The following is a 25,360-nucleotide window of genomic DNA, read 5'->3' on the forward strand; positions in this document are numbered from 1 at the left end:
CCGGGGTTGCTTCCGGTAAGGCTGGTCGAGGCACTGATTGCGCCGGAAAGCGCGGTCGTGCCGCTGGCGTAAAAGGTCGTCGCGCCGCGGTTGGTCGACCAATTGGGACTGACGATGACGAAGGCGCCGTTGGCGAGTTCCACGACACCGCCGCTGCCGACGTAATCGCCACCATACCAGCTGCGGACGCCATAGCGGTCGGTGAAGTAGGTTCGCTGCCGGACGTCGTGTCGCCGACGCCCTTGGTCACACCCACCAGGCTGTTGCTGGCCGACACCAGTCCCTTCAGCCCCGCCGCGCCATTCACGTAGGTCACCGCACCGCGGCCGTGGCCCCAATTGGACGCGGTGACGACCAGCGCGCCGTTCGACAGCTGCGTGATTCCCGCGCTGCCGACATCGTCGCCGTTGTAGAAGCCGTAGTTGGGTGTCGGGCCGAATGGGGCCAACTGGTTGGTCGCGGAATAGGTGACGCCAGCATTGCCGGCCAGGCTATTCGCGCTGCTCAGCGTGCCGAGCGCGCCCAGTCCAGTCGTCGCGCTGACATAGGTCAACGCACCACCCATGCGGTTCCAATAGCCACTGCGAGCGACGACGTCCCCATTGGCCAGCTTGACGATGTCGCCGTTGCCCACCGAGTCGCCGCGCCATCCGGTGCCATTGGCGGCGGCGGTGAGCGTGCCGACCAGGCTGTTCGTGCTCGACACGTTTCCTACCAGACCGGTCGACGCATAGATAAAGGTCAGCGCGCCGCGGCCGCCGCCCCAGTTGGGACTGCGCACGAGCACATTGCCGCTCGCCAGAATGTTGAACGTCGACGATGTCGGGAAGTCCATCGATCCGACCAGATCGCCCGCGGTCGATCCGACCAAGCTGTTCGTCGATCCGACGATGCCGCTCGCCATGCCGTTGGCTGCGACCCAGGTCAGCGCGCCGGCATTGCCGTTCCAATTCGGGCTGCTGATCAGATACGCCTTGGTGTTGTCGTAGATCGGGACGTTCGACACCCCATCAGTGGTGGCATTAGGATCCAGGAATGCCAGACCGCTGTTAGCGCCGGTGCCCGATCCCACCTTGTCCCCGGCATGACTGCCCTGGAAGGTCGACAGCAGCGCGCCGTTGGAGGGATCGTAATAATAGACCGAGCCGGCATCCGCCGCGCCACCCACGGTATCGCCGGGCTTGGTGACCACGATCGTGCCGTTGGCGAGTTGCGCCGTGGTGTCGCCGAACCCGGTGCCTGTGCCGGCGTTGGGATCGATCAGGTCGAACACGGCGAGGCCGCCGGTCGTCTCGGATATGACGATGTTCTTGGGGTCGAGCAGCAGCGATCCCGCCTTGCCCGCCACCGCCGAAGCATCGCCACTGCCACCGAATTTGAGCAGGTCGCTGCTCGATACCTCGATCATGCCGCCGTTGCCGGCGATGCTGCCGCCGCGCGCGGTCGCATTGCCCTGGTAATCGGTGCGGCTGTTCGACCAGACGACCACCCGGCCGCCGTCACCGCGCGTGCCGCCGTCGGCACGTAGCGTCGCTGCGCCGTTGACCAGGGTCGTCGTCGCGGTTTGCGGGCCGGTGCCATGCAGATCGCCGCCGACCAGCACCGCGCCGCCCGCGCCGAGCGTGCCGCTGGCATCGACGGTTGCCGCCGCCAGCGCGATGTCGTTGCCCAGGATGCGGACCGTACCACCGGTCGTGCCGGTCGCGGTCAGCGTGCCCGACGTGAAGACGCGGCCCGTCGCGCCCGCGCGCGCCTCCACCGTGCCGCCGCTGCCCGCGCTGCTGCTGGCGCTGGTAATCGCCCCGGCGGTCTGGGTGATGTTCTGCGCGCCCGCCAGCGTGACGGTTCCACCGGCCCCGCCTTGCGCCGTTGCAGTCACGCTGCCCGACTGGGTGATGCCCACCGCCGTGACGCCGACCGTACCACCGGTCGCGCCATTGGCGTCGAGGCTGCCGCCGACATAAGCGAGCCGCGCCGTGACGTCGATCGCGCCGCCGGCCCCCGCGGACGAGCCCGCCATCAGCGTGCCGGTAAGACTCGCCACTCCGTCGGGCGAGGTGGCATTGCCGGCCTGAACCGTAATGCGGCCGCCATCCCGCGTGCCGACGCCCGTGGCATCGATCCGTCCCGGGATGTCGACCGACCCGGTGCCGGCGAGCAGCTCGACCACGCCACCGGCGGTGGAGACGCCGCGCGCCTCGATCACCCCCGACATGTTGATGACGCTGTTGAGCAGCCCCTCGGCCACCGATGCGCTCAGCCGGACCTGACCGCCCTCGGCATAGATGCGGCCGCTGTTGGAGACCGCGCTGTCGAACGGCGCGCTGTCGGTGACGCCGCCCACCGCCAGGTTGATGAGCCCGTCACCGTAGAAATCGACCGTCGTCGTCCGGCCGGATGCCAGCGCGACCCGACCCAGTCGCGCAATGATCGTTCCGGTGTTGCGCACGCCCGGCGCGACGAGCGCCGCGAAGCCGCCGTCGCGCGCGGTGATGATACCGTCGTTGACGACCGACGCGTCGGCATTGCCTGCGTCGATCGTGAGCGCGCCGCCGCGCACGAAGCTGCCCACCGCGCCGTCGCTGATCCGGCCGGCGCTGGCCACGACGCCTGCGACATCGACGCGTGCGGACGGGCCGAACCAGATGCCGTTAGGGTTCGCGATGACGACGCGACCGTTGGAGGTGAGGGAGCCGAAGATCTTCGACGGATCGGTGCCGACGACGCGGTTGACCGCGATCGACGCGGCATTGGGCTGGTTGAACGTCAGGCGATGGTCAGTGCCGATCGAGAAGCTGGCGCAATCGATCACCGTCCGCTGCGTCGCGGTGGTGACCGTCATATCCTGCCCGGCAGCCTGGATCGTCGCGCTTCCGGCCACTACCTGACCATTGGTCGGCAGATCCTGCGCCGCCGCGGGCAATACCGTCATGGCGACCAATGCCGTCGTCGCCATCAGGACGCGTCGCATGCCCCGTGACTGCATTACTTTCAGTGCTTGCGGCTTCGGCGTCATCGTCAACGGCTCCTGCGTCCCTCACCGTCGGCGGACGGCTTGATATCGACGAACTCCTCACACGATGTTGGTTACCGAAACGTTTGCTTTCAGATCAAAGAGCATTTGCACAGTCGATGCCGGCAAGGCTCAAAGATGCGGCGAACCGCCTTTGAACGTGACGGTCGCAACAAGTCTGTCCGTCGACTTGAGCGTCCAATGAATTGAAATTAGGACAAAAAGTCCATGAGCTTGTAGATCGGCCGGCAGCCGAACGCTGCTTGGGTGAGCGATGCTCACTCGACGCGAAATTTTTTCGACTCCGGCTCCGCTGGAAGAGGCGGAGCATTGTCTTTCGACCATTGCTGGATCGGGCGCGAGCCAGCGTGCCGTCGGATCGAAGTCATTGTGTGCTCTGCCGATCGAGGTCGATGGCAAGAGTCTGTATTAACAAGCTAATTTTGGGCGGCTGCTGGTGCAGTATGCCGGCGATCAGCTTATCGACCGCCTGCGCTGCCGCCGCGAGCGGGGTGGCAAGCCGGTCGTCGCCGGATTTGCAATAATCCGTCTTGGCGTGTCGAATTTATATAAGGTCGATCCGGCGCCGTCGGTGAGGGGGTAATCGTCATCCTTCCAGCACCAAATCTTCGGCTCCGCTGTTCCGTCTGCCGATACGTTCGATGCCGCCACTTCCTTTTTGCGCCAGCGTCCTATATTAGCAGGGCTTAACGTCGCCTGCGACGGATACTGGGCCGGCGATGGCCCCTCTTGTCCCTTTCTAGCCTCACGAAGCCGGGATGCGCCGCTGTTGGCGCATGCCCGACCACGCATGGGACAAAGGATACCCACATGATCACTGGCACCGTCAAATTCTTCAACGTCGACAAGGGCTATGGTTTTATCGCGCCGGAGGACGGCGGGACCGACGCCTTCGTGCACATCAGCGCCGTGGAGCGCGCCGGGATGCGCACGCTCAACAAGGACGAGCGCGTCTCCTACGAGATGGAGACGGATAACCGCGGCAAGACCTCGGCCGTGAACCTGCAGGCAGCCTGAATGCGGCCATCGGCGGGGGCCATCAGGGTCTCCGCCGATCCTTCCTTTCGTGCAGGAGCCGTCATGTCCTTACAATTATACCGGGACGAAGCCGTCCGCCAGCGATCGGCCGCCGAGGCATCGACCCTCCAGAACGTGCGGGAACGCTGCGAGCGGGCCGCACAGGCGTGGGATGCGCTGGCTGTCCGCAGCGAACGGGCGGATGCCGCGCGCAGCAAGGCTGCTTCTGAGAAGTTGCTGTTGAATTCGAGCGAGAACCCGGACCGCGGGCTTGCTGCGTCGATCCAGCGCGAAAGCTGACGTTGACAATTCTTGAAGCCGCTGTCGGCGGTGATGCCGAAGACCAGCCAGGCGTGCTCATCGATACGGCGGAAATTCCCGGCGGCGGCGAATTGCGCCTGATCCGTCACGGGTCGCATTTCGAGATCATGTTCGGGAGCGAGCAATTGATGGCAAGCTGGTCCTATCGCTCCGAGCAGGCGCTCGCGACGCTGGCGCTGCCTAGCCTGAACGGACGACCGACCGTCCTGATCGGCGGTTTGGGCATGGGGTTCACGCTTGCCGCAGCGCGAGCGTCGCTGCCGGTCGAGGCCAGTATCGTCGTCGCGGAACTCGTGCCGAAGATCGTGACATGGGCGACCGGCCACCTGCGGCATCTGTTCGACCACTCGCTGAACGACCCGCGGGTATCGATCGAACGGCGGGACGTGCACGACCTGATCGTCGAGCGGCCTGCCGGTTTCGATGCGATCCTGCTGGACGTCGACAATGGCCCGGATGGGCTGATCAGCCTCGCCAACGAGCGGCTCTATTCGGATTGGGGCCTGCGCGCTATGCGGTCGGCGCTGCGCCCGGGCGGGGTGCTGGCCATCTGGTCGGCGTATCCGGACGAATATTTTACCCATCGCCTTCGTGCCGCCGGCTTTGACGTCGAGGAGGTCAGGATCGACACGGACGACACCGAGGATAACCCGGACCATACGATCTGGCTCGCTACGGTTGATGGATCGGGCGAGAGGTCGAATGGTTTTGGCGTGTCCCGCGCGATCGTCGAGGCATGACGGATTGCACGCGCTGGCTCTCCATATCGTTTGACACGTGGACAGCGCGAACGGCGCAGGCATAGCGGAGGAGCCACAAGGATGGACGACGCGACCTATGCGGCATGGATGCGGGCCGGCCTGGACACGTGGATGCTCGGAGCGGAAGCGGCGAACGTCATGGCCTTGCGCTGCGCGCGCATCGCGACCGGCGGCGCCGCGGGGCGCGCGGAAACTGAGTTGATGGTGACCGAGAAGTTGCGCGCCGCGGTCGAGCTGCAAACGCGGCTGATGACCGGTGCGCTCGGCCTAACGCCTTTGACGATCGTGCAGGGCACGACACAGCATTACCGGCGTAAGGTCGCCGCGAACAGCAAGCGCCTGATCCGCTGACGCGTTGATCAGGTGCTGGAACATGGCTCGCGCTCAGATCGTGGCAGCGTGCTCCCGGGCGTCTGATGAAGCACGGTACGGCAGCCGGTAGGCGCAAGCGCCATGATCATCCCTCGGCTTGACGGACACCCATCGTAGGCGCTGCGGAGCCGGGAGGCGCTTTGATTTCGCGAGCGACGTGCGGCACCTCTGCCTGCCGAATGGAAAGTCCTGCGTGAACTGACCGACCGGGCGCCAGAACCAGATCGCGCGTCGCCCCGCAGCCTCCCTGATGGTCGATGCTTGTCGTAAAAACCAACAACAAGGCAGGTTGCAGCCTCTTTTCAATGCTGTATAACATATCAGATAGGATTCGCCGGCCGCGTGACGTGGACCGGGAACCGGGGAGAGAGATGGCGATGAAAATGGCTTCTGCTATCGCGATGGCGTTTTCGATCGTGGCACCATCGGCTGGGGCTCAGGCGTCCGCACCCGCTCCCGCGCCCGCGGTCGTCGAGGATTTTAAACCGTCGTCGCTGAACCAGCCGGGCCAGTCCTTTCCGCAGGTGAACTCGCAGGGCTATGTCCGCTTTCGCGTGCTCGCCCCCGACGCCAAGAGCGTCAAGGTCAGCCTCGGGCTGGGTGGCCGCGGTGGCACCGTGCTGACCAAGGGAGCGGATGGTGCATGGACCGCGACGTCGGAGGGGCCGCTCGACGAGGGGTTCCATTATTACCATCTCACCGTAGACGGCGGCACGTTCAACGATCCGGGCACGCTGAACTTCTATGGCTCGACGCGCTGTGAGAGCGGGATCGAGATCCCGGCGCACGATGCCGACTTCTATGCGCTGAAGGACGTACCGCACGGCCGCGTCGAGCAAATCCTCTTTGCGTCGCCGAGCACACAGTCGCAGCGCCGTGCCTTCGTCTACACACCGCCCGGCTATGACGCGGCGTCGGGCACGCGCTATCCCGTATTGTATCTCCAGCACGGCTGGGGCGAGGACGAGACGGCGTGGTCGAATCAGGGCCATGCCAATCTGATCATGGACAATCTGATCGCGGCCGGGAAAACGCGTCCGTTCATCATCGTCATGACCTATGGCATGACCAACGACGTGCGTCCCGGCAGCCCGGGCGGCCTTGCCAGTTTCAACATCACGCCGTTCCGCACCGTGCTGATCGACGAAATGATCCCTTATGTGGACCGCCGGTTTCGGACGATCGCCGACCAGCGGCATCGCGGCATGGCCGGGCTGTCGATGGGCGGGTTCGAAACCAAGCTGATCGCACCGAAGAACCTCGACACGTTCGGCTATATCGGGCTGCTGAGCGGCGGCACGATCGCGCCGGAGGATGTCGCGGCGGCGCCGGGGTATAAGGACAAGGTGCGGCTGACCTTCGTCAGCTACGGTGGTCGCGAGTTGGAGGGCGGCAAGACTCGTGGCTCGCCCGCCCGGCCGAGCACCGATCCCGCCGCGAACGCCGCGGCGCTCAAGCGCGCCGGGCTCAATAGCGTATTCTATGTCTCTCCCAATACCGGGCACGAGTTCCAGACGTGGCGCCGCAGCCTGTACCAGATGGCACCGCTGCTGTTCCGCGATTGATCCCGTTCGGCGCGCCGCCGGGTCGCTCGTTCGGGTGATCGGGCGGCTTTGCGCCGTAACGGAAGCGGGCCGCCGGGGCACGCATGAAAATCGCTTCTCAAACGTGTTGACAATGAAGCGGCGAAGTATAGGCTCTGATGGTAACGTTATCTTTTTGTTGGTAGTGTTGGTCCGGAGTGTCTGGCGCGCGATAAAGAGAGTGATACCCGATCCGTTCACCGCGGTTTGATGGCTTCCTATGTGGAGCAGTAGAATCGCCAAGTAAGCGACGAATGCTGTTCCATTATGCGGCCGACAGATGTTTGTCGGGCGTGGTTGGAATAGTGTCAGTCGTCTTTCGGTGTGCCGGGCTCTGCAAGATTCGATGATTACAAGGCGGGCGGCGAAAGATCGTCTGCGAAGCAAAGATATAAACAAGGGAGTTAGGGGAAGATGATGAAAGCGTTGACCGAAGGGCGTCGTGCCCGGATGCGGACCGGCGTCGCCGCGATCGCGCTGATCGCAGCGGGCGCCGTGCCATCGCTGGCGGAGGCGCAATCGGCGTCCGCCGGGCAAGAGGCCGGTGCCGCCACGACCGCGCCCGAAGTGCCGCCACAGCTCGACACCACCGCGGGTTCGACCGCACGCGCCGATCAGCCGAGCCAGACGACGAACGACGATACGGCGCGTGACGTCATCGTCACCGGCTCACGCATCACCACGGGTGGGTTCACCGCGCCGACGCCGACGACGGTGGTCGACTCAGCCGCGATCGCTGCCAACGCCCAGCCGAACGTCTTCACGACGATTTCGCAGCTGCCGTCGTTGCAGGGGTCGAGCGGCACCAGCGTCAACACGTTCAGCACCTCGAGCGGTGCGCAGGGGCTTAGCTCGTTCTCGCTGCGCGGCGTCGGTGCGATCCGCACGCTGACGCTGATCGACGGCCAGCGCGTGGTCGGGGCCAACGTCACCGGCGTTCCCGACGTCAGCCAGTTCCCGCAATTGCTCATCAAGCGCGTCGACGTCGTTAACGGCGGCGCCTCGGCCTCATACGGCTCCGATGCGGTCGGCGGCGTGGTGAACTTCATCACCGATACGCGCTTCAAGGGCGTCAAGGGCAACGTGCAGGGCGGGATCACCGATTACGGCGACAACGAGCAGGTGCTCGTCCAGCTCGCCGCCGGCACCAGCCTGCTCGACGACCGGCTGCACATCGTCGGCAGCACCGAATATGCGCGCGACGAAGGCATCGGCGGTGGCGAATTCGGCATCGGCCTGGCCGGCGGGCGCGACTGGTTCAAGCAGACGACGCTGGTGAACCGCAACGTCACCAACGATGGGTCGCCGCAATATGTGCTGCGCGATTACGCCCAGTCGATCACCTTCACCAAATACGGCCTGATCACGGCCGGCCCGCTGCAAGGCATCGCCTTCGATCAGTCGGGCAAGCCGTTCCAGTTCCAGTACGGGTCGAACGGCGTGCCGTCGCGAACCTCGTCGGGGGCGGTGATCGGCTGCTTCGCCGGCTTCTGCCAGGGCGGCGACCTGTCGGGCAACGTCGATGCCGGGCGTTCGCTGTTGTCGGGGCTGGAGCGGCTCAACAGCTATGGTCGGATCGGCTTCGACTTCGCGCCGAACAACGAACTCTACTTCAGCTCGAACATCGCGCAGGTGAAGACCAACAACCAGCCGGTCGGCGGCCAGAACCGCCCCGCGCTGACGATCCAGTGCGCCAACCCCTATGTCCCCGCCGAAATCAAGTCGGCGTGCGCGACCGCGAACATCACGCAATTCCAGTTCGGCACCAGCAACGCCGCGCTCGGCAACACGCAGGTGCACACCGATCGGCGTCAATATCGCTTCGTGGTCGGCGCCAAGGGTCGCCAGCCGGTGCTCGGATCGGAGTGGAGCTACGACATCTATGTCGAGCATGGCACGAACCGCACCAAGATCGACGTCGACAACATCCTGCTTACGCAGCGCTATAACGCCGCGATCAACGCGACCACGCTGAACGGCGCGATCGTCTGCGCCAATCCGGTCGCGCGTGCCGCCGGTTGCCAGCCGCTCAACGTGTTCGGCGGCAGTCCGTCGCAGCAGGCGCTCGACTATGTGATGCCTGCCAACGGTCCGCGGCAGCGGACGCGCCAGACGCAGGACGTTGCCAGCCTCAACTTCTCGGGCTCGCCGTTCAGTTCGTGGGCAGGTCCGGTGTCGGTCGCGTTCGGTGGCGAGTTCCGCCACGAATTCTACAAGGTGACCGCCGATCCTTACGGCGCGGGCATCGACAACCAGCCCTATGACTCGATCTACCCGGCGGATCCGCTGCAATTGCCGGCTGGCAACAACTGGTATGCCGGCAACTACAAGAATGGCACCGGCGCCTATAGCGTGAAGGAAGCCTTCGTCGAAGTCGACGTGCCGTTGCTCAACGGTGACTCGGTCGGCCGCGCGAGCGTCAATGGCGCGGCGCGTGTCACCGACTATAGCACTTCGGGCACGGTCTGGGCGTGGAAGGTCGGCGGTACCTGGGACCTGCCGATCGACGGCTTCCGTCTGCGTGGCGTGACCTCACGCGACGTGCGCGCGCCCAACCTGTCCGAGCTGTTCGCTGCGCCGGTCACCACCACGCAGCCGAACTTCTTCGATCCGTTCCGCAACGTGAACGTGCTCGCGATCCAGAACACGATCGGCAATCCGAGCCTGACGCCGGAAATCGCGCGCAACACCACTGCCGGCATCGCTTTCTCCGGATCGAGCTGGCTGCCGGGGCTGAGCCTGTCGTTCGACTGGTACAAGCTGAAGATCACCGACGTGATTTCCAGCCTTGGCGCGGGTGATATCGTCGACCTGTGCTATCGCAACATCCTGCCGGACACGTGCAGTGCGTTCAACCTCAACAACCAGAACGGCCCGAACTTCATCAACGTGCAGGCGTTCAACCTCGCGTCGATCGATACGTCAGGGTTCGACATCGAGGCGAGCTATCGCTGGCAGCGTCCGCTGGGTCTGCCGGGGCGGCTGACGCTCCGCGCACTGGCGACGCACATCAGCAAGTTCGTGACGGACACCGGCTTGAACGGCACGATTCCGAACGACACCGCCGGGGTGAACACCGGCAACACTCCCGATTGGAAGTGGCTGGCGGTGCAGACGTACGAGGGCGACAACTTCTCGCTGCTGGTGCAGGAGCGCTGGTTCAGCGATGGCGTGCTGGGCAACCAATATGTCGTCTGCCAGCCCGGTAGCTGCCCGGTGTCGACCAACCAGCACCCCACGATCGACCAGAACTTCATGCCGGGCGCGTTCTACATGGACGTTGGCGGCACGTACAACATCAGCGAGGCGGTGACCGCCTATGCGAAGGTCGACAACCTCTTCAACCGTGACCCGGCGAAGTCGCCGTTCTTCGTGAACCCGGCGCTGTACGACGTGATCGGTCGCACCTATCGCCTGGGGGTGCGTTTCAACTTCTGACGACCGGCAAGGCCCGCGCGCATCGCCGCGCGGGCCTTCGCGATGCAGCATCTTACGTTAGTCCCATAAACCCTATATGATCGGGTCCGTATTTCCTCCCGGACCGGCGACCCGACTTGCGGCACATCGACACCACCAGCTCTGCCTTGCCCGCCCCACGCGGCGCGCGACCCGCGCCCGGCCCGACGATGGTGGAGCGCGCCTACGACCATCTGCTCGACATGCTGATGAGCCTGAAGATCGCGCCGGGCGAGCGAGATCGCGATCGACACCGTCGCCCGTCAGCTCGGCATTTCGCAGACCCCGGTACGCGAGGCGATGAGCCAGTTGGAGGCGGAAAAGCTGGTCTACAAGATGCCGAACGTCGGCTATCGTGCCAGTCCGCAGATGACGCGGGAGGAGGTGCGCGACCTCTATACGCTGCGCCAGTTGATCGAGCCTTATGCCGCCGCACGCGCAGCCGAAGCAATGACCGACAGCGCCATCGCTTCATTGCGCGCGATCGACCAGGACATGTCGGGTGTCGTCGAAGGCGACGCGCGCGCCTATTCGCGCTTCGCCGAGGCCGATGCCGCGCTTCACCGGTTGATCGCGACTGGCAGCGGCAATCGCCTGATCGCCGAGACGATCGAGCGGCTGCACGCACACCTCCACATCTTCCGTGCACTCTATGCCACCAATGCCCCGCACGCGGCGGCCCGAGAGCATCGCGCGATCATCGATGCGCTCGTGGCGCATGATGCGGACGCGGCGGAACGCGCGGTGCGCCATCACCTCGAATGTTCGCAGCAGCGGATGGATGACGTCCTCGCGGAAAGTACGCCAAGCGCCTGACAACATTCGCTTCGCGCCGCGTTCCTTTGCTTGACAGTCGCTGGGCCACTTCGTAGTCAAATCATATAGGATATGACTTGGAGAGGATTGCGATGCGGCGGATTCGGCCAACTCGCGCGTGGGCGTTGGCTCGCGTCGGCGTCGCGTTGACGGCGCTGTGTCTCGGCGGCGCTGCGGCGGCCGAGACGGTCGTGCTCGACCATGCCACGTTGTTCGACGGCACCGGCAGCGCGCCGCGCACCGATCAGGCGCTCGTCATGACCGACGGACGGATCACCTGGGTCGGCCCGTCGCGCCGCCGCCCCGCCGCGAAGGATGCGACCGTCACCGACCTGCGCGGCAAGTTCCTGCTGCCCGGCCTTATAGACAGCCACGTCCACCTCGGGCTGGTCAATGGCGTCGACCAGAGTTTCGCCAAATATTACGACCGCGCGAACGTCGAGGAACAGCTCAAGCTGTACGCCGCTTATGGCGTCACCTCGGTCTATACGCTTGGTACCGATGGCGATCTGATCCACAAGGTGATCGCCGACCAGCGTCGCGCCGGCCGGATCGACATGGCGCGCGCCTATACCGCCGGTCGTGGTGTGGTCTACAAGGGCAGCTATGGCGGCGTGCCCGGACTGGAGCAGTCGGTCGCGACGCCTGCCGAAGCGACCGCCATGGTCCGGCGCGAAACGGCCAAGGGCGACGACTTCGTCAAACTGTGGATGGACGACGAGTTCGGCACCGTCGCCAAGCGGATGCCGTATGAGGTCAGCACGGCGGTGATCGACGCTGCGCACGCCGCGGGCAAGAAGGCAGCGGCGCACATCTTCTACTACGACAACGCTGCCGAATTGACGCGCGAGGGCGTGGACGTCTTCATGCATCAGGTTCGCGACCGGGTTGCCGATCCCGCGCTGACCGCCGCGATGAAGCGACGCGGTACATGGCAGCTCGCCTCGACGCTGAGCCGCGAGGCGAGCTTCACCTACACTTTGCTGCCATTCGTCGATGAGCCGTTCTTCTCGCGCGGGGTCGCGCCGTCGACGATCGCCACGCTCAAGAGCAAGGAACGTCAGCAGAAATTGGCCGCGTCGCCGCTGTTCCCCAAATATCCGCCGGTGCTGCGCACTGCGATGGCAAGCCTCGCCGCCGAGGCGAAGGCGGGCGTGCGTTATGGGATGGGCACCGACAGCGGTCCGATCGCGCGCTTCCCCGGCTATTTCGCGCATTGGGAGCTGGAGCTGATGGTCAAGGCCGGGCTCACGCCGTTGCAGGCGCTTACCGCCGCGACGGGCACCAACGCCGGCTTCCTGCGCGAGAATGAGAGCGGCGTGCTGGCGCCGGGGAAATGGGCCGACCTGCTCGTGCTCGACCGCGATCCGACACGTGACATTCGCAACACGCGCGCGATCAGCGCGGTCTATGTCGCCGGGCGCAAGGTGCCGACGATCTGGGAGACTTGCGTCGGCCGCGCCGCCGATGCGTGCGGCGCGGCGCAGCCGTGAGCGCCTCGGGCGCGCTGGCCGAGCCGGCGAGCGTCGCGGGCGAGCAGGCGATGCGCCCGACGCGGGTTCGCCATGCGGTGCTGTGGCTGACCGTTCTGGCCTATCTCATCACCTATATGGACCGGGTGGTGATCGCGACCGCGGCGCCGTCGATCCAGAAGGAATTCGGCTTCTCGCTGGTCACGATGGGCTGGATCTTCGCGGCCTTCCAGTTCGCCTATGCCCTGTTCCAGATCCCCGGCGGGTGGCTCGGCGACCGCTTCGGACCGCGTCGCGCGCTCACCGGGGTGGTGGTGTGGTGGTCGACCTTCACCGCAGCGACCGCACTCACCTGGTCGGCGGGCTCGATGATGGTGTGCCGGTTCCTGTTCGGCATGGGCGAGGCGGGTGCGTTCCCGATCGCGACGCGCTCGCTGTCGCGCTGGATGCTGCCGGCGGAGCGCGGCTGGGCGCAGGGGCTCACCCATGCCGGTGCGCGGCTGGGCGGCGCCGTCACGCCGGTGTTCGTCGCGCTGCTGATCCTCGACTTCGGCTGGCGAATGCCGTTCCTGCTGTTCGCGGGCGTCGGGCTCATCTGGGCGTTCGCGTGGTTCGTCTATTATCGCGACGCGCCGCGTGAACATCGCGGCGTCAACGCGGCCGAGCGTGCGTCGATCGAAGGAGCGCTCGGCGCCGGGCCGGCGCGCGCCAAAGTGCCGTGGCGGCGGTTGTTGCGCCAGCCGCAGCTCTGGACGCTGTCGGCGATGTATTTCTGCTACGCTTATTGCATCAACATCTTCCTGACGTGGTTCCCGAAGTATCTCCATGATGCGCGCGGGTACGATCTGGCGGTGATGGGCCTCTTCGCCAGCCTGCCGTTGATGGCGGGCGTGGTCGGCGACCTCGCCGGCGGCTGGACGTCGGACCTGCTGGTAAAGCGCGGCGCGGGGCTGAAGCTCGGGCGGCGCGCCGTGGCGGTCACCGGGTTCGTCATCGCCGCGGCGATGATGCCGCTCGCCGCCGCGATCGACGCGCCCGTCGCGAGCATCATCTGCTTTTGTATCGCGGTGTTCGGGCTCGAACTGACGGTCGGCGTGTCCTGGGCGGTCACGCTCGACATCGGCGGCGAGTTCGCCGGTTCGGTTTCGGCTGTGATGAACACGCTCGGCAACCTCGGTGCAGCGATCGCCGCGGCGGTGACCGGCTATATCGTCACGGTCAGCGGATGGTTTCCGGCCTTCATGGTGCTCGCGGCGCTCTGCGCCGTCGCCGCCCTTCTGTTCCTGCGGATCGATGCGTCGAAGCCGCTCGCCGCCGACAACGACGTCGCCGCGGCATGACCTCTGGAGAACCTGACATGACCTCCGATCCGACTGCGCCCCCTTTGTTCGGTGCGGCGCGCCTGCCACGCGCGATCCTGTTCGGCCGCGGCCAGCGCGCCGCGCTCGGTTCGGCAAGTGCGCGGCTCGGTCGCCGCGCCCTGGTCTGCACCGACGAGCGTCAGGCCGCGCAGCCCGAGTTCGCGGCGATGCTTGCCGACCTCACTGCGCGCGGTGTCGCCACGCGCGTGTTCGACGGCACTGTGCCCGATTTGCCGCTGCGATCGATCGACGCCTGCGTCGCCGCCGCGAGCGGCTTCGATGCGGACGTGGTGATCGGCGTGGGCGGCGGCAGCTCGCTCGACCTCGCGAAGGTGGCGGCGGTGTTGCTCACCCACGGCGGGAGCGTGCGCGACTATTACGGCGAGTTTGCGGTGCCCGGCCCGGTGATGCCGCTGGTAGCGGTGCCGACCACCTCGGGCACGGGATCGGAGGCGACGCCGGTAGCGGTGGTCGCGGATGAGGAGCGTGGCGCGAAGGTCGGGATCGCCAGCCCGCACCTGATCGCGCAGGTGGCGATCTGCGATCCCGAACTGACCGTCAGCTGCCCGCCCGCGCTCACCGGGTTCTCCGGCGCCGATGCGCTGACCCATGCGGTGGAGGCTTATACGACATTGGCGCGGCCGATCGACGCGATGTTGACCGAGCAGCATGTGTTCGTCGGCAAGAACGTGCTGTCGGATCATTTCGCGACGCTCGCGGTGACGAACGTGTTCCGTTATCTCGAGCGCGCGGTGGTCGACGGGAACGATATCGAGGCGCGAGAAGGTGTGATGCTCGCATCGCTCGCGGCCGGTTGCGCCTTCGGCACGGCCGGCACCGCGGCGGCGCACGCGCTGCAATATCCGGTCGGCAACCTGACGCATACGGCGCACGGCCAGGGGGTGGCGACGCTGCTGCCCTATGTCATGCAGTTCAACCGGCCTGCCTGCGTCGATGGCTTCGCCGAGCTGGCGACGCTGGTCGGGATCGCTGGGGCCACGCCGGCCGAGCGGGCGCAGGCGTTCATCGACGCGGTCGACGCGCTGTTCCAGCGGATCGCCATTCCCAGGTCGCTCGCGGCCCTTGGATTGCGGGCCGAGCAGCAGGATCATGTCGCTGAATATTCGCTCAACGCCGCGCGATTGATCAAGAACAACCCACGTCCGCTCGACCTTGCCGCGATGCAGACCATCACGCGCGCCGCCTTCGCGGGCGATCGCGCCTCGCTCCTTCACGCCTGATGCACGGGACGCCTTCGATGACCAGCTACACCCCGCCCGGCGACGGTCCGTTCGCCATTCCCACCGGCCTGCTGATCGGTGAGCGCTGGAGCGCGGCGGCCAGCGGCGCCACGATTGCGGTCGACGATCCTGCCACCGGCGTGACGTTGACCGAGGTCGCCGATGCCGCGCCCGCCGAGGGGATTGCGGCGGTCGACGCCGCCGCTGCCGCCGCTGCGGACTGGGCCGCGACCGCGCCGCGCAAGCGTGCCGACGTGCTGCTCGCCTGTTATCACGCGATCATGGCGGAGCAGGAATGGCTCGCGCAGTTGATCTCGCTCGAGAACGGCAAGGCGCTGCCCGACGCGCGCGGCGAGGTGGCCTATGCCGCCGAATTCTTTCGCTGGTACGCAGAGGAAGCGGTGCGCATCCCCGGCGAGCTTGGCACCTCGCCCGCGGGTGGCAACCGTATCATGGTGCAATATCAACCGATCGGCATCGCATTGCTGATCACGCCGTGGAACTTCCCGGCGGCGATGGCGACGCGCAAGATCGCGCCGGCGTTGGCGGCGGGCTGCACCTGCATCCTGAAGCCCGCGTCGGAAACACCGCTGACCGCGCTGGCGGTGGCCGAGATCATGCGTCGTGCCGGGGTGCCGGCGGGTGTGGTCAACGTCGTCACCACCAGCCAGCCCGGCCCGGTGTGCAGCGCGATCCTCCACGACCCGCGCGTGCGCAAACTCTCCTTCACGGGCTCGACGCAGGTCGGGCGCGTGTTGCTGCGCGAGGCCGCGGATCAGGTCATCAGCTCGTCGATGGAGCTAGGCGGAAACGCGCCGTTCGTGGTGTTCGACGACGCTGATCTCGACGCTGCGATCGAAGGCGCGATGGTCGCCAAGATGCGCAATGCCGGCGAGGCGTGCACCGCTGCCAACCGCTTCTACGTTCAGCGCGGTATCCATGACGCGTTCGTCGCGAAGCTGGTCGAGCGGATGGGCGCGCTCACCGTCGGCCCCGGCACCGATCCGGCGACTCAATGTGGCGCGATGATCAACCGCAAGGCGGTCGACAAGATCGAACGGCTCGTCGCCGATGCGGTGGGCAAGGGGGCGCGTATCGTACTGGGCGGTGAAGCGCCCGCCGGTGACGGATACTTCTACCCGCCGTCGGTGATCGCGGACGTGCAGCCCGGCTCGGAAATCCTGCGTGAGGAAGTGTTCGGTCCGGTCGCCGCGGTGACGATGTTCGACACCGTCGACGAGGCGGTCGCGCTCGCCAATGATACCGAATACGGCCTCGCTGCCTATGTCTATTCCGGCGATCTGAAGCGCGCCTTGGCCGTCGCCGAGCGGATCGACTGCGGCATGGTCGCGGTCAATCGCGGGCTGGTGTCGGATGCCGCGGCGCCGTTCGGCGGCATGAAGCAGAGCGGGTTGGGCCGCGAGGGATCGCACCACGGCCTGCTCGAATATTGCGAGGCGAAATATATTGCGGTGACGTGGTGAGCGCCCCGGTGCTCACGCGCCGACAGTTGCTCGCGGGCACCGCTGCGTCGGCACTGATCCTCGCGATCGACCCGGCGGCGGTGGCAGCACCCGTTCAGGACGCTGATGCGCCGGCGCCCGACACCGAATGGCGCAGCTATGCCGCCGACAAGGCGAATACCCGCTACTCGCCGCTCGACCAGATCAACGGCGACAATTTCAACGATCTCGAGATTGCGTGGAGCGTCAAGACCGACGTCTTCGGCGCGCGCAAGGAATATCAATTCGAGCCTACGCCGCTGCTGGTGAAGGGACGGCTGTTCCTGCCCGCAGGCTCGCGTCGCGACTGTGTCGCGCTCGACGCAGCCACCGGCGAGTTGCTGTGGATGCACCGTGTCGACGAGGGCCAACGCGCACTCAACTCGCCGCGGCAGTTGTCCGGCCACGGCGTGTCCTATTGGACCGACGGCACGGTCGAGCGGATCCTCTATGTCACGATCGGCTACCAGCTGGTCTCGCTCGACGCCAACACCGGCATTCCCGATCCCGCCTTCGGTAAAGACGGCATGGTCGATCTCAAGAAGGACTTCGACCAGGAACTCGATCTCGACACCGCTGATGTCGGGTTGCACGCCACGCCGATGGTGGCGCGCGATACCGTCGTGGTCGGCGCGGCGCATACGGCGGGCGACGTGCCGGCGGTGCGCAAGAACGTGAAGGGCTATATCCGTGGTTTCGACGTGCGCACCGGAAAGCGCAAATGGATCTTCCACACGATCCCGCGCAAGGGAGAGTTCGGTTACGACACCTGGTTGAACGGCGACGCCGACGAGGCGGGCAATGCCGGCGCCTGGGCAGAGATGTCGGCCGACGAGGAGCTGGGGCTCGTCTATGTTCCGGTCGAATTGCCGACCGGCGACGAGATGGGCATGTTCCGCCGCGGTAACGCGCTGTTCGGGGAGTCGCTGGTCGCGCTCGATGTCGCGACCGGGCGGCGGCGGTGGCATTATCAGATGGTGCATCACGGGCTGTGGGATCGCGATATCCCCTGCGCGCCGATCCTGTGCGATATTCCGGTGCGCGGTCAGATGGTCAAGGCGCTCGCCCAACCGACCAAACAGGCATTCCTGTATGTGCTGAACCGCGAAACGGGCGAGCCGATCTGGCCCATCACCGAGCGGAAGGTAGAGCGCGGCGACGTGCCCGGCGAGTGGTACAGCCCGACCCAGCCGGTCCCTTCGAAACCGCCCGCCTATGACGTTCAGGGCGTGACCGTAAACGACCTGATCGACTTCACCCCCGAGCTGCGCGCGAAAGCGGTGGAGTTCGTGAAATCGTACAAGATCGGCCCATTGTTCACCCCGCCGACGGTGAGCAAGCCGGGGCGATGGGGGACGATTTCGGTGCCGGGCATTCAGGGCGGCACCAACTGGCCGGGTGGCTGCTACGATCCCGAGACGCACATGGTCTATGTCTATTCCAAGACGCAGCCGTCACTGATCGGGATCGTGCCGAACGACGATCCGAAGGTATCCGAATTCCCGCAGGTCCACGGCGTGGCGGGACGCGAGGCGCGCGCGCTGCCGGCGATGGGCGCGGCGCGTGCGGGGATGCGCAACATGGAGGCGCCGCCTGCGTCACCACCCGCCGGAGGTGCCCCGGCCGGTGGGTCGAAGGGGCCGCCGCCGGGCTTCCTCGCCGTCGACGGGCTGCCGCTGTTGAAGCCGCCTTACGGCCGGATCACGGCGATCGACCTGGGCAAGGGCGATCTCGCCTGGCAGGTCGCGCACGGCGAGACGCCCGACAATGTGCGCAATCATCCCAAGCTGAAGGGCCTGAAGATCCCGCGCACCGGCCGCGCGGGCAATCTCGGCCCGCTGGTGACCAAGACGCTGGTGATCTGCGGCGAGGCCGGCTTCTACACCAACGAATATGGCATCCGCGGCGCGATGCTGCGCGCCTATGACAAGGCGACTGGCGAGGAGAAGGGGGCGGTGTACATGACCGCGCCGCAGAGCGGCTCGCCGATGACCTATCGCCTGAAGGGTCGCCAGTACATCGTCGTCGCTACGGGCGGCGGCAATGCCAGCGCGGAGCTTGTCGCCTACCGATTACCGGGAGCAGCGTGATGATCGAGCGAGTAACGAGATATAGTGGGTGGCTGTTCTGCGCGGCGGCGTTGACGCTGGGCAGCGGGGTGGTGGTGCGCGCGCAGGGCGGGCAGCGCGACGTCTGGAACGGGGTCTACACCGCCGAGCAATCCGCACGCGGCAAGGTGGCCTATGCAGAGAATTGCGCGGCCTGCCACGGCGACACGCTCGCCGGCATCGACGTGGCGCCCGCGTTGGCGGGGGCGCTTTCCTCAACAACTGGACCGGCACTTCCGCGGGCGATCTGTTCTCGCGGATCAAGACGACGATGCCGTTGAGCGCACCCGGCAGCCTGAGCGGAAAAACGGTCGCCGACATCGAAGCCTATATGTTCGAGGTCAACGGCTTCCCGGCGGGCAAGCTGCCGCTGCCCCCGAGCCAACCGATGGCAGCGGGGATCGTGATCGCGCCAAAGCCGGTCGGATAGACGCTGCGATCCTTGCCTGCGGGCGAGCGTGGCGTCACTCCCCGCGCCACGCCGGCACGCGCTTCGTCTTGGCAAGGAAGTCGGCGACGCCGCGCCGGAAGTCCTCGCTGCCGTAGACCTGCTCGATCAGCGGCTCGATCGCGGGCAGGCCGTCGAAGGTCATTCGCCGCAGCGTCTCCTTCGTCGCCCGCGTGGTAAGCGGTGCATTCTCGGCTGCGCGCGCGCACAGCGCCGCGACCTCCGCGTCGAGCGCCTCGCGCTCCACCACCTTCAGCAGGAACCCGCTGGCGTGCAGTTCCTCCGCTGTGACGATCTCGCCGAGCAGCACCATCCGCCGCGCGATCGCCACGCCGATCGCGTTGCCGATCCGCGCCACGCTCGCGGCGGACAGGCAATTGCCAATCGTGCGCCCGATCGGTGACCCGAACCGCGCATCCGGCGTGGCGAGGCGGAAGTCGCAGGCCGCGCTGATGTTGAGCCCGCCGCCCACGGCCCACCCTTCCACCACCGCGATCGTCGCGCAGGGGATGGCGTCGACCGCGCCCATGCACTCGTCGATCTCACGCTCATAGGCGACGCCCTGCGCACCCTCGGCATAATCGGCGAATTTGGTGATGTCGGTGCCGGAGATGAACGCCTTGCCGCCAGTGCCACGGAAGGTGACGACCCGTACCGAGCGATCGTCGGCGATCGTGCGCGCGGCGTCGCGTAGCTGAAGCCACATCGCCCCGGTCAGCGCATTATGCGCGGCAGGGTTGTCGAAGCGGATGTGGACCGCGGCGCCCTCGCGCGAGACGACGACCCCGCTCATGCCGTCGCCTCTGCGGTGGCGGGAAGCAGACCGCGCTCGGCCAGTTCACGGCGGATCTCGGCGTCGTGTTCGTTGAGCAGGGGCGGCGGCAGGCGGACCTCCTGCGGCGTGCCGCGCATCTTGACCGGGAAGCCGAGTGACCGGAACTCGCCCTCGATCGGGTGGGGAACCTGCATCACCATGTCGCGGGCGACCGCCTGTTCGCTGACCACCGCCTCGCCATAATCGAGGATCGGGGCGGCAGGCACGCCGGCCGCGAGCAACGCGTCGATCCACTCCTGACTGGTGCGCGTAAGAAAGGTCGGCGCGAGTTCCGCGATCAACGCCTCACGATTGGCGACGCGCGCAGCGTTGGTGGCGTAATCCGCATGATCCTGCAGCTCGGTCCGGCCGATCACCTTTAGAAAGGCGAGCCACAGTCCTTGGTTCGCCGCGCCGATCACGAACCAGTCGTCCGACGCGCGTACGGCCTGATAGGGCGCCGACATGCGGTTGGCCGAGCCGATCGGCGCTGGCGCGCGGCCGGTGCCCCAATATTCGGTCGTTTCCCAGATCGACAGCCCCATCGCCGCCTCGAGCAGCGAGGCATCGATATATTGCCCGAGCCCTGACGCCTGCCGCCCGATCACCGCGCTGAGGATGCCGTAGACCGAGAAGAGCCCGGCCCCGAGATCGGCGACCGCGATCGAATTCTTCGCAGGCTCCATGCCGGGAAAGCCGTTCGAGCTGAGCACGCCCGACATCGCTTGCGCGATCAGGTCGAAGCCCGGGCGCTGCGCCCAAGGTCCGGTCTGGCCGAAGCCCGAGATGCTGGCGTAGATCAACCGCGGGTTGAGCGCGGCGAGCGTCTCATAGTCTATGCCGAGTCGCTTGGCGACGCCGGGACGGGCATTCTCCACCACGATATCGGCGGTCTGCACGAGCGCGTAGAGGACCGCGCGGTCGGCTTCGTCCTTCAGATCGAGCGTGATGCTGCGCTTGTTGCGGTTGAGCGCGAGGAAGCCGGGGCTATCCTCGCCCTTGAGCCGGAAACCCATCGAATGGCGCGTGGAATCGCCGGTGCGCGGCGGCTCGATCTTGATGACGTCCGCGCCCATGTCGCCGAGCAACATGCAACAGAACGGCCCCGCCATCACCTGCGAGATGTCGAGGACCCTCAACCCTTTCAGCGGCAGTTCCGGCATGTGCAATCTCCTCTCCTGCGGCGTCGCAAATCCCTGCGACTGACCGTCACGGATCATATTGTATAGGATCGAACGGCTTGCTAGCACCGTTGAAATAACAGGACAACGTTGCGGCCGCTCGCATGGAACGCAACGTCGCCAGACAGGAGAGCGAAGCGTGGCCAGCAGGATCAGGCGCCGGATGCGCGATATCGTGCGCGCGGGAACGATGATGGCCGCGGCACTCGTGCCGGCGACGTCGGTGTTGGCGCAGGCAAAAGGCGACTGGCAGGGATACGGCCGGGACGAAAGCCATGCGCGCTTCTCGCCGTTGACGGAAATCACGCCGGCAAACGTCGCGAAGCTGCGGCAGGTGTGGAGCTATCATATGCGGCCGGCCGGAACCGCGGGCGAGACGATCCCGATGCCCGACAGCGTTCCCGCGAAATTCCGTACCGGCTTCTCTCCCTCCGAGGCGACGCCGCTGGTGGTGAAGGGCGTCATGTATCTCGCGACGCCGTACAAGCGTGTCGTTGCGCTCGATGCCGCGACGGGCAAGGAACGCTGGGTATTCGAGCTGCCCGGCAACGACCAGCCGTCGACCCGCGGCGTCGCTTACTGGCCTGGGGGCAAGGGAACGGGCGCGCGGATCGTCTTCGGCACGCGGACCGGCAAGCTGTTCGCACTGGACGCCGCAACCGGTCAGCCGGCGGCGCGCTTCGGCACGGCGGGCGCGGTGAACATGAAGACGCCCGAGGTAATGAACGGCACGCGCGCACCGCTCGGCATGAGCAGTCCGCCGGCGATCTATCGTGACATCATCATCACCGGCTCGCGCGTGCAGGAGATGCCGGTCAAGGGGCCGGCAGGCGACGTGCGCGGCTGGGACGCGCGCACCGGCAAATTGCTATGGACCTTCCACACCATCCCGCAGCCGGGCGAGCCGAACTTCGGCACATGGGAAGGTGACAGTTGGCGCCAGCGCTCGGGTGCCAACGTCTGGACCTTCACGCTCGTCGACGACAAGCGCGGCATCGCCTATCTGCCGGTCGGCGCGCCGACCTTCGATCGCTGGGGCGGCGATCGCAAGGGGCAGAACCTGTACGGCAATTCGATCGTCGCGGTCGAAGCGGCGACGGGCAAGTACCTCTGGCATTTCCAGACGGTCCACCACGACATCTGGGACGTCGACCTGCCATCCGCCACGCTGATCGAGGTGCGACGTGGCGGGCGCACGATCCCGGCGATCGCGGTGATGAACAAGACCGCGATGATGTTCATCCTCGATCGCGTCACCGGTAAGCCGCTCTATGACGTGCGCGAGGTGCCTGTCCCCACCGACACCGACGTTCCCGGCGAGCAACCATGGCCGACGCAGCCGATGCCGGTCACGCCGCCGCCACTGGCGCGCCTGAGCTATGCCGCGAGCGATCTTGTCGACGGTCCCCCGGCGCACCGTGCGGCGTGCGAGAAGCTGGTCGCCGACCTGACGGTTGCGCCGAGCCGGACCTTCCAGCCGCTCCGCGCCGATTCTGCGATCAACTTCTTTCCGGGCAGCCTCGGCGGAGTCGACTGGGGCGGGGGCGCGTTCGATCGTGGCAGCGGATTGTACGTCATCAACATCAACAATCTCGCCAGCCCGCAGCAGCTTGCCCTCCAGCCCGACGGCAGTTGGGGGATGAAGGCGGGTTACGCCTATTTCCAGGACTCCGAGACGGGGCTGCCATGCCAGAAGGGGCCGTGGGGCGAGCTGGTCGCGGTGAACGTTGACACTGGCGCGATCGCGTGGCGCAAGGTGCTCGGCACGAACACCGACCCGGCCTTCGCTGCGAATGGCGTCATCAGCGCCGGGGGGCCGATCACGACCGCGAGCGGGCTTACCTTCATCGGCGCGACGCGTGACGCGACGATCCGCGGCTTCGAGACGAAGAGTGGCGCTCTGCTGTGGTCGGCACCGCTGCCCGCCTCGAATTACGGCACGCCGATGACCTATCGCGCCGCCGACGGGCGACAGATGCTTGCCGCGATCGCGACCGGCGGCTTCGCCTCGCAACCCGCCACCAGCGACCAGGTCGTCGCGTTCGCCGTCCGCTGAGGAGGATCACCATGAAGCGTATCGATCTGGCCGTCCGCCTCGCCGCCGGGTGTGTCGCTTCGGGGCTGCTCGGCGCGGTGGCGTTGGCGGCGCAGCAGCCTGCCACGCCGACGCTCGGCCCCGGGCTGGAGTTGATCAACGAGCGCTGCGGCTATTGTCACACCACCAATCAGGTCTTCGCCGCGCGCAAGACAGCGGCCGAATGGCCGGCGGTGGTCCAAGCGATGATCGCCCGCGGTGCCGAGCTGTCGCCCGAGGAGCAAAAGGTGATGGACGACTATCTGGTCGCCACGCTCGCGACGGACCGCAAGCCGGCGGTCGCGGCGGTGCAGTGAGGAGGCGGGGGCGGGCGCGCTGCCCGCCCTTGGTATCAGCGTGCGTAGCGCGGCAGCACACCTGCCACCTTGGTTTGCAGCCGATACACGCTGGTCGAGGCCGTGATGTAGAGCGTGTGGCCGTCGCCCGCGAAGGCGAGGTTCGCCGCCACCTCCGGGAGCACGATCCGTCCGAGGACCTTGCCTTCGGGCGAGATCACGCGGATGCCGCCAGGCCCGGTCGCCCAGACGTTGCCGCGCCGGTCGATCTTGAGCCCGTCTGCGCCGCCTGCGCCATCGGCCGGGAAGGCGATCAGCACGCGCCGCCCTGACAGCGCGCCGTTGCGGCCGACCTTATAGGCGTAGATCGTTCCTGGCGGGCCGTAATCGGTAACGTACAGCGTCTCCCCGTCCGGCGAGAAGCCGATGCCGTTGGGCAGCTTCAGATCGGTGATGACCGGCGTCAGTGTGCCGCCGACGTATCGGAACACGGCATTGTAGGGCAGTTGCTTGGCGGGATCGCGATCCATGCCGTTGTAAAGCCCGAACGGGGGATCGGTGAACCACAGCGCACCATCGGCGGCAAAGACGAGATCGTTGGGACTGTTGAGCCGCTTGCCGCGATAATCGGTGATCAGCGGCGTGATGCGACGATCGGCGCCGATGCGTACGATCCGGCGGGCGCCCATCTGCGTCATCAGGACAGTGCCGTCGCGATCAGGGGCGAGCCCGTTCGGCCCGATACTCTTGCCCGCGGGCGGATTGGCAAGGCCGCCGGCGTTGGCGATCAGTTCCTCGACACGGCCTGCGTCGTCGACCGAGCGCAGCACGTCACCGCTGACGTCCGAGAACCAAAGCCGGTTGCCGTGCCACAATGGTCCCTCGGTGAAGGAGAAGCCGGTCGCGACGCGCTCGACCGTTGCCTCCGGCGCGATCAGCGCGTCGAGCGCCGGATCGACACGCTCGATGTGCGGTGCGGTTTGTTGTGCGGCGGCGGCGGCGTGGACCGCCAAGGGCGCGACGAGTGCGCAAGCGATCAGGGAAGGGCGCCACATCGTCATACCGCGTCGGTGAGCAGGACGAGATAGTCCCGGTTGAGCACGGTGCGCTCGATCAGCGGCCAGTTGCGCTCGTGCACCTCGGAGCGGATCCAGACCTGCCGTTGCTCCTCGCTCTCATACGTAAGCTGGAAGCGATAGTTGACGCCCGCAGGCGGCGCCGGCTGTCCCTGGATCACGCTGCGCAGCTTGAGCATCTTGAGGTCGATGAAGCCGCGGCCGCGGAAGCTCTGCGCGGCGGGCAGAAAATGCCGGTGGAAGGCGTCGAGCATCTCCTGCTCGCGCGCCGGGTCGACCGCGAGGTCGCAGTAGAGCACGATCGGCTTGTTCTTGGTCGCGAAGGCGCGGCCCGCGCCGGGCAGCGCCAAGCCGGTGCCCGCAGCGGCGATCAGGTGCAGGAGGGAGCGGCGTTTCATCGGCGATGTCCTTTCCGGTGTCAGCGAGG

Annotated in this window: 20 protein-coding genes and 2 pseudogenes; 16 read left to right on the forward strand and 6 right to left on the reverse strand. The window is 66.5% G+C overall.

Going from position 1 to position 25,360, the window contains the following annotated elements:
• Window positions 1-47: 47 nt before the first annotated feature.
• Window positions 48-143, reverse strand: a pseudogene (locus QP166_RS18920) (hypothetical protein); the annotation flags it as partial.
• Between the two features lie 107 nt (window positions 144-250).
• Window positions 251-3,016 (reverse strand): annotated as a pseudogene (locus QP166_RS04430) (two-partner secretion domain-containing protein); the annotation flags it as partial.
• Between the two features lie 828 nt (window positions 3,017-3,844).
• Here QP166_RS04430 and QP166_RS04435 point away from each other — a divergent pair.
• From QP166_RS04435 to QP166_RS04500, 14 genes are all read left to right on the forward strand, one after another.
• Window positions 3,845-4,051: a cold-shock protein gene (locus tag QP166_RS04435; RefSeq protein WP_333914822.1), complete on the forward strand. Its 207-nt coding sequence runs from the start codon at window positions 3,845-3,847 to the stop codon at window positions 4,049-4,051.
• Window positions 4,052-4,351: a hypothetical protein gene (locus tag QP166_RS04440; RefSeq protein ID WP_333914824.1), complete on the forward strand. Its 300-nt coding sequence runs from the start codon at window positions 4,052-4,054 to the stop codon at window positions 4,349-4,351.
• Between the two features lie 53 nt (window positions 4,352-4,404).
• Window positions 4,405-5,112, forward strand: a complete 708-nt coding sequence (locus QP166_RS04445; protein WP_333914825.1) for a spermidine synthase — start codon at window positions 4,405-4,407, stop codon at window positions 5,110-5,112.
• 81 nt (window positions 5,113-5,193) lie between these two features.
• On the forward strand, window positions 5,194-5,484 hold the full coding sequence (locus QP166_RS04450) for a hypothetical protein (protein ID WP_333914826.1): 291 nt from the start codon (window positions 5,194-5,196) through the stop codon (window positions 5,482-5,484).
• A gap of 404 nt (window positions 5,485-5,888) precedes the next feature.
• Window positions 5,889-7,070, forward strand: coding sequence for an alpha/beta hydrolase-fold protein (locus QP166_RS04455; protein WP_333914827.1), 1,182 nt, complete (start codon window positions 5,889-5,891; stop codon window positions 7,068-7,070).
• 432 nt (window positions 7,071-7,502) lie between these two features.
• Entirely contained in the window at window positions 7,503-10,526 is a 3,024-nt protein-coding gene (locus QP166_RS04460; RefSeq protein WP_443027185.1) for a TonB-dependent receptor plug domain-containing protein, read from the forward strand.
• A gap of 318 nt (window positions 10,527-10,844) precedes the next feature.
• Window positions 10,845-11,360 (forward strand): GntR family transcriptional regulator, encoded by a 516-nt coding sequence (locus tag QP166_RS04465; protein ID WP_333914829.1) that lies wholly within the window; start codon window positions 10,845-10,847, stop codon window positions 11,358-11,360.
• A 146-nt stretch (window positions 11,361-11,506) separates the two neighbouring features.
• Window positions 11,507-12,853 (forward strand): amidohydrolase family protein, encoded by a 1,347-nt coding sequence (locus QP166_RS04470; RefSeq protein WP_333914830.1) that lies wholly within the window; start codon window positions 11,507-11,509, stop codon window positions 12,851-12,853.
• Window positions 12,850-14,172: an MFS transporter gene (locus QP166_RS04475; RefSeq protein ID WP_333914831.1), complete on the forward strand. Its 1,323-nt coding sequence runs from the start codon at window positions 12,850-12,852 to the stop codon at window positions 14,170-14,172. The genes QP166_RS04470 and QP166_RS04475 overlap by 4 nt, the downstream gene beginning before the upstream one ends.
• A gap of 17 nt (window positions 14,173-14,189) precedes the next feature.
• Entirely contained in the window at window positions 14,190-15,434 is a 1,245-nt protein-coding gene (locus tag QP166_RS04480) for an iron-containing alcohol dehydrogenase (RefSeq protein WP_333914832.1), read from the forward strand.
• A 17-nt stretch (window positions 15,435-15,451) separates the two neighbouring features.
• A complete protein-coding gene (locus tag QP166_RS04485; protein ID WP_333914833.1) occupies window positions 15,452-16,918 on the forward strand; it encodes an NAD-dependent succinate-semialdehyde dehydrogenase in 1,467 nt (488 codons plus the stop codon).
• Between the two features lie 8 nt (window positions 16,919-16,926).
• Window positions 16,927-19,026, forward strand: a complete 2,100-nt coding sequence (locus tag QP166_RS04490; RefSeq protein ID WP_333914834.1) for an outer membrane protein assembly factor BamB family protein — start codon at window positions 16,927-16,929, stop codon at window positions 19,024-19,026.
• Window positions 19,026-19,325: a c-type cytochrome gene (locus QP166_RS04495; protein ID WP_333914835.1), complete on the forward strand. Its 300-nt coding sequence runs from the start codon at window positions 19,026-19,028 to the stop codon at window positions 19,323-19,325. The genes QP166_RS04490 and QP166_RS04495 overlap by 1 nt, the downstream gene beginning before the upstream one ends.
• Window positions 19,316-19,474 carry a hypothetical protein gene (locus QP166_RS04500; RefSeq protein ID WP_333914836.1) on the forward strand — a complete coding sequence of 53 codons (159 nt, stop codon included), beginning with the start codon at window positions 19,316-19,318 and terminating at the stop codon, window positions 19,472-19,474. Before QP166_RS04495 ends, QP166_RS04500 begins: the two co-directional genes overlap by 10 nt.
• A 34-nt stretch (window positions 19,475-19,508) precedes the next feature.
• On the opposite strand, the gene QP166_RS04505 is transcribed toward QP166_RS04500, so the two are convergent.
• Both QP166_RS04505 and QP166_RS04510 read right to left on the reverse strand, forming a co-directional pair.
• Window positions 19,509-20,285, reverse strand: a complete 777-nt coding sequence (locus QP166_RS04505) for an enoyl-CoA hydratase (RefSeq protein WP_333914837.1) — start codon at window positions 20,283-20,285, stop codon at window positions 19,509-19,511.
• Complete coding sequence (locus QP166_RS04510) at window positions 20,282-21,469, reverse strand: CaiB/BaiF CoA transferase family protein (RefSeq protein ID WP_333914838.1); 1,188 nt, start codon at window positions 21,467-21,469, stop codon at window positions 20,282-20,284. The genes QP166_RS04505 and QP166_RS04510 overlap by 4 nt, the downstream gene beginning before the upstream one ends.
• A gap of 181 nt (window positions 21,470-21,650) precedes the next feature.
• Here QP166_RS04510 and QP166_RS04515 point away from each other — a divergent pair, with 181 nt between their 5' ends.
• Window positions 21,651-23,543 (forward strand): outer membrane protein assembly factor BamB family protein, encoded by a 1,893-nt coding sequence (locus tag QP166_RS04515; protein WP_333914839.1) that lies wholly within the window; start codon window positions 21,651-21,653, stop codon window positions 23,541-23,543.
• Between the two features lie 11 nt (window positions 23,544-23,554).
• A complete protein-coding gene (locus QP166_RS04520; RefSeq protein WP_333914840.1) occupies window positions 23,555-23,878 on the forward strand; it encodes a hypothetical protein in 324 nt (107 codons plus the stop codon).
• 35 nt (window positions 23,879-23,913) lie between these two features.
• Here QP166_RS04520 and QP166_RS04525 read toward each other — a convergent pair whose 3' ends face one another.
• Together QP166_RS04525 and QP166_RS04530 are read right to left on the reverse strand one after the other, a co-directional pair.
• Window positions 23,914-24,912, reverse strand: coding sequence for an SMP-30/gluconolactonase/LRE family protein (locus QP166_RS04525; protein WP_333914841.1), 999 nt, complete (start codon window positions 24,910-24,912; stop codon window positions 23,914-23,916).
• A gap of 2 nt (window positions 24,913-24,914) precedes the next feature.
• A complete protein-coding gene (locus QP166_RS04530) occupies window positions 24,915-25,331 on the reverse strand; it encodes a hypothetical protein (RefSeq protein WP_333917392.1) in 417 nt (138 codons plus the stop codon).
• Between the last annotated feature and the right edge of the window lie 29 nt (window positions 25,332-25,360).

Source organism: Sphingomonas sp. LR60 (assembly GCF_036855935.1).
Classification (GTDB): domain Bacteria; phylum Pseudomonadota; class Alphaproteobacteria; order Sphingomonadales; family Sphingomonadaceae; genus Sphingomonas.

Bases quoted from the DNA above. Each gene is read 5' to 3' on its own strand.
- QP166_RS04435 (WP_333914822.1), top strand. From the start codon at position 3,845: ATGATCACTGGCACCGTCAAATTCTTCAACGTCGACAAGGGCTATGGT.
- QP166_RS04440 (WP_333914824.1), top strand. From the start codon at position 4,052: ATGCGGCCATCGGCGGGGGCCATCAGGGTCTCCGCCGATCCTTCCTTT.
- QP166_RS04450 (WP_333914826.1), top strand. From the start codon at position 5,194: ATGGACGACGCGACCTATGCGGCATGGATGCGGGCCGGCCTGGACACG.
- QP166_RS04455 (WP_333914827.1), top strand. From the start codon at position 5,889: ATGGCTTCTGCTATCGCGATGGCGTTTTCGATCGTGGCACCATCGGCT.
- QP166_RS04460 (WP_443027185.1), top strand. From the start codon at position 7,503: ATGATGAAAGCGTTGACCGAAGGGCGTCGTGCCCGGATGCGGACCGGC.
- QP166_RS04465 (WP_333914829.1), top strand. From the start codon at position 10,845: ATGAGCCAGTTGGAGGCGGAAAAGCTGGTCTACAAGATGCCGAACGTC.
- QP166_RS04480 (WP_333914832.1), top strand. From the start codon at position 14,190: ATGACCTCCGATCCGACTGCGCCCCCTTTGTTCGGTGCGGCGCGCCTG.
- QP166_RS04485 (WP_333914833.1), top strand. From the start codon at position 15,452: ATGACCAGCTACACCCCGCCCGGCGACGGTCCGTTCGCCATTCCCACC.
- QP166_RS04495 (WP_333914835.1), top strand. From the start codon at position 19,026: ATGATCGAGCGAGTAACGAGATATAGTGGGTGGCTGTTCTGCGCGGCG.
- QP166_RS04500 (WP_333914836.1), top strand. From the start codon at position 19,316: ATGCCGTTGAGCGCACCCGGCAGCCTGAGCGGAAAAACGGTCGCCGAC.
- QP166_RS04505 (WP_333914837.1), bottom strand. From the start codon at position 20,285: ATGAGCGGGGTCGTCGTCTCGCGCGAGGGCGCCGCGGTCCACATCCGC.
- QP166_RS04510 (WP_333914838.1), bottom strand. From the start codon at position 21,469: ATGCCGGAACTGCCGCTGAAAGGGTTGAGGGTCCTCGACATCTCGCAG.
- QP166_RS04515 (WP_333914839.1), top strand. From the start codon at position 21,651: ATGCGCGATATCGTGCGCGCGGGAACGATGATGGCCGCGGCACTCGTG.
- QP166_RS04520 (WP_333914840.1), top strand. From the start codon at position 23,555: ATGAAGCGTATCGATCTGGCCGTCCGCCTCGCCGCCGGGTGTGTCGCT.
- QP166_RS04525 (WP_333914841.1), bottom strand. From the start codon at position 24,912: ATGTGGCGCCCTTCCCTGATCGCTTGCGCACTCGTCGCGCCCTTGGCG.
- QP166_RS04530 (WP_333917392.1), bottom strand. From the start codon at position 25,331: ATGAAACGCCGCTCCCTCCTGCACCTGATCGCCGCTGCGGGCACCGGC.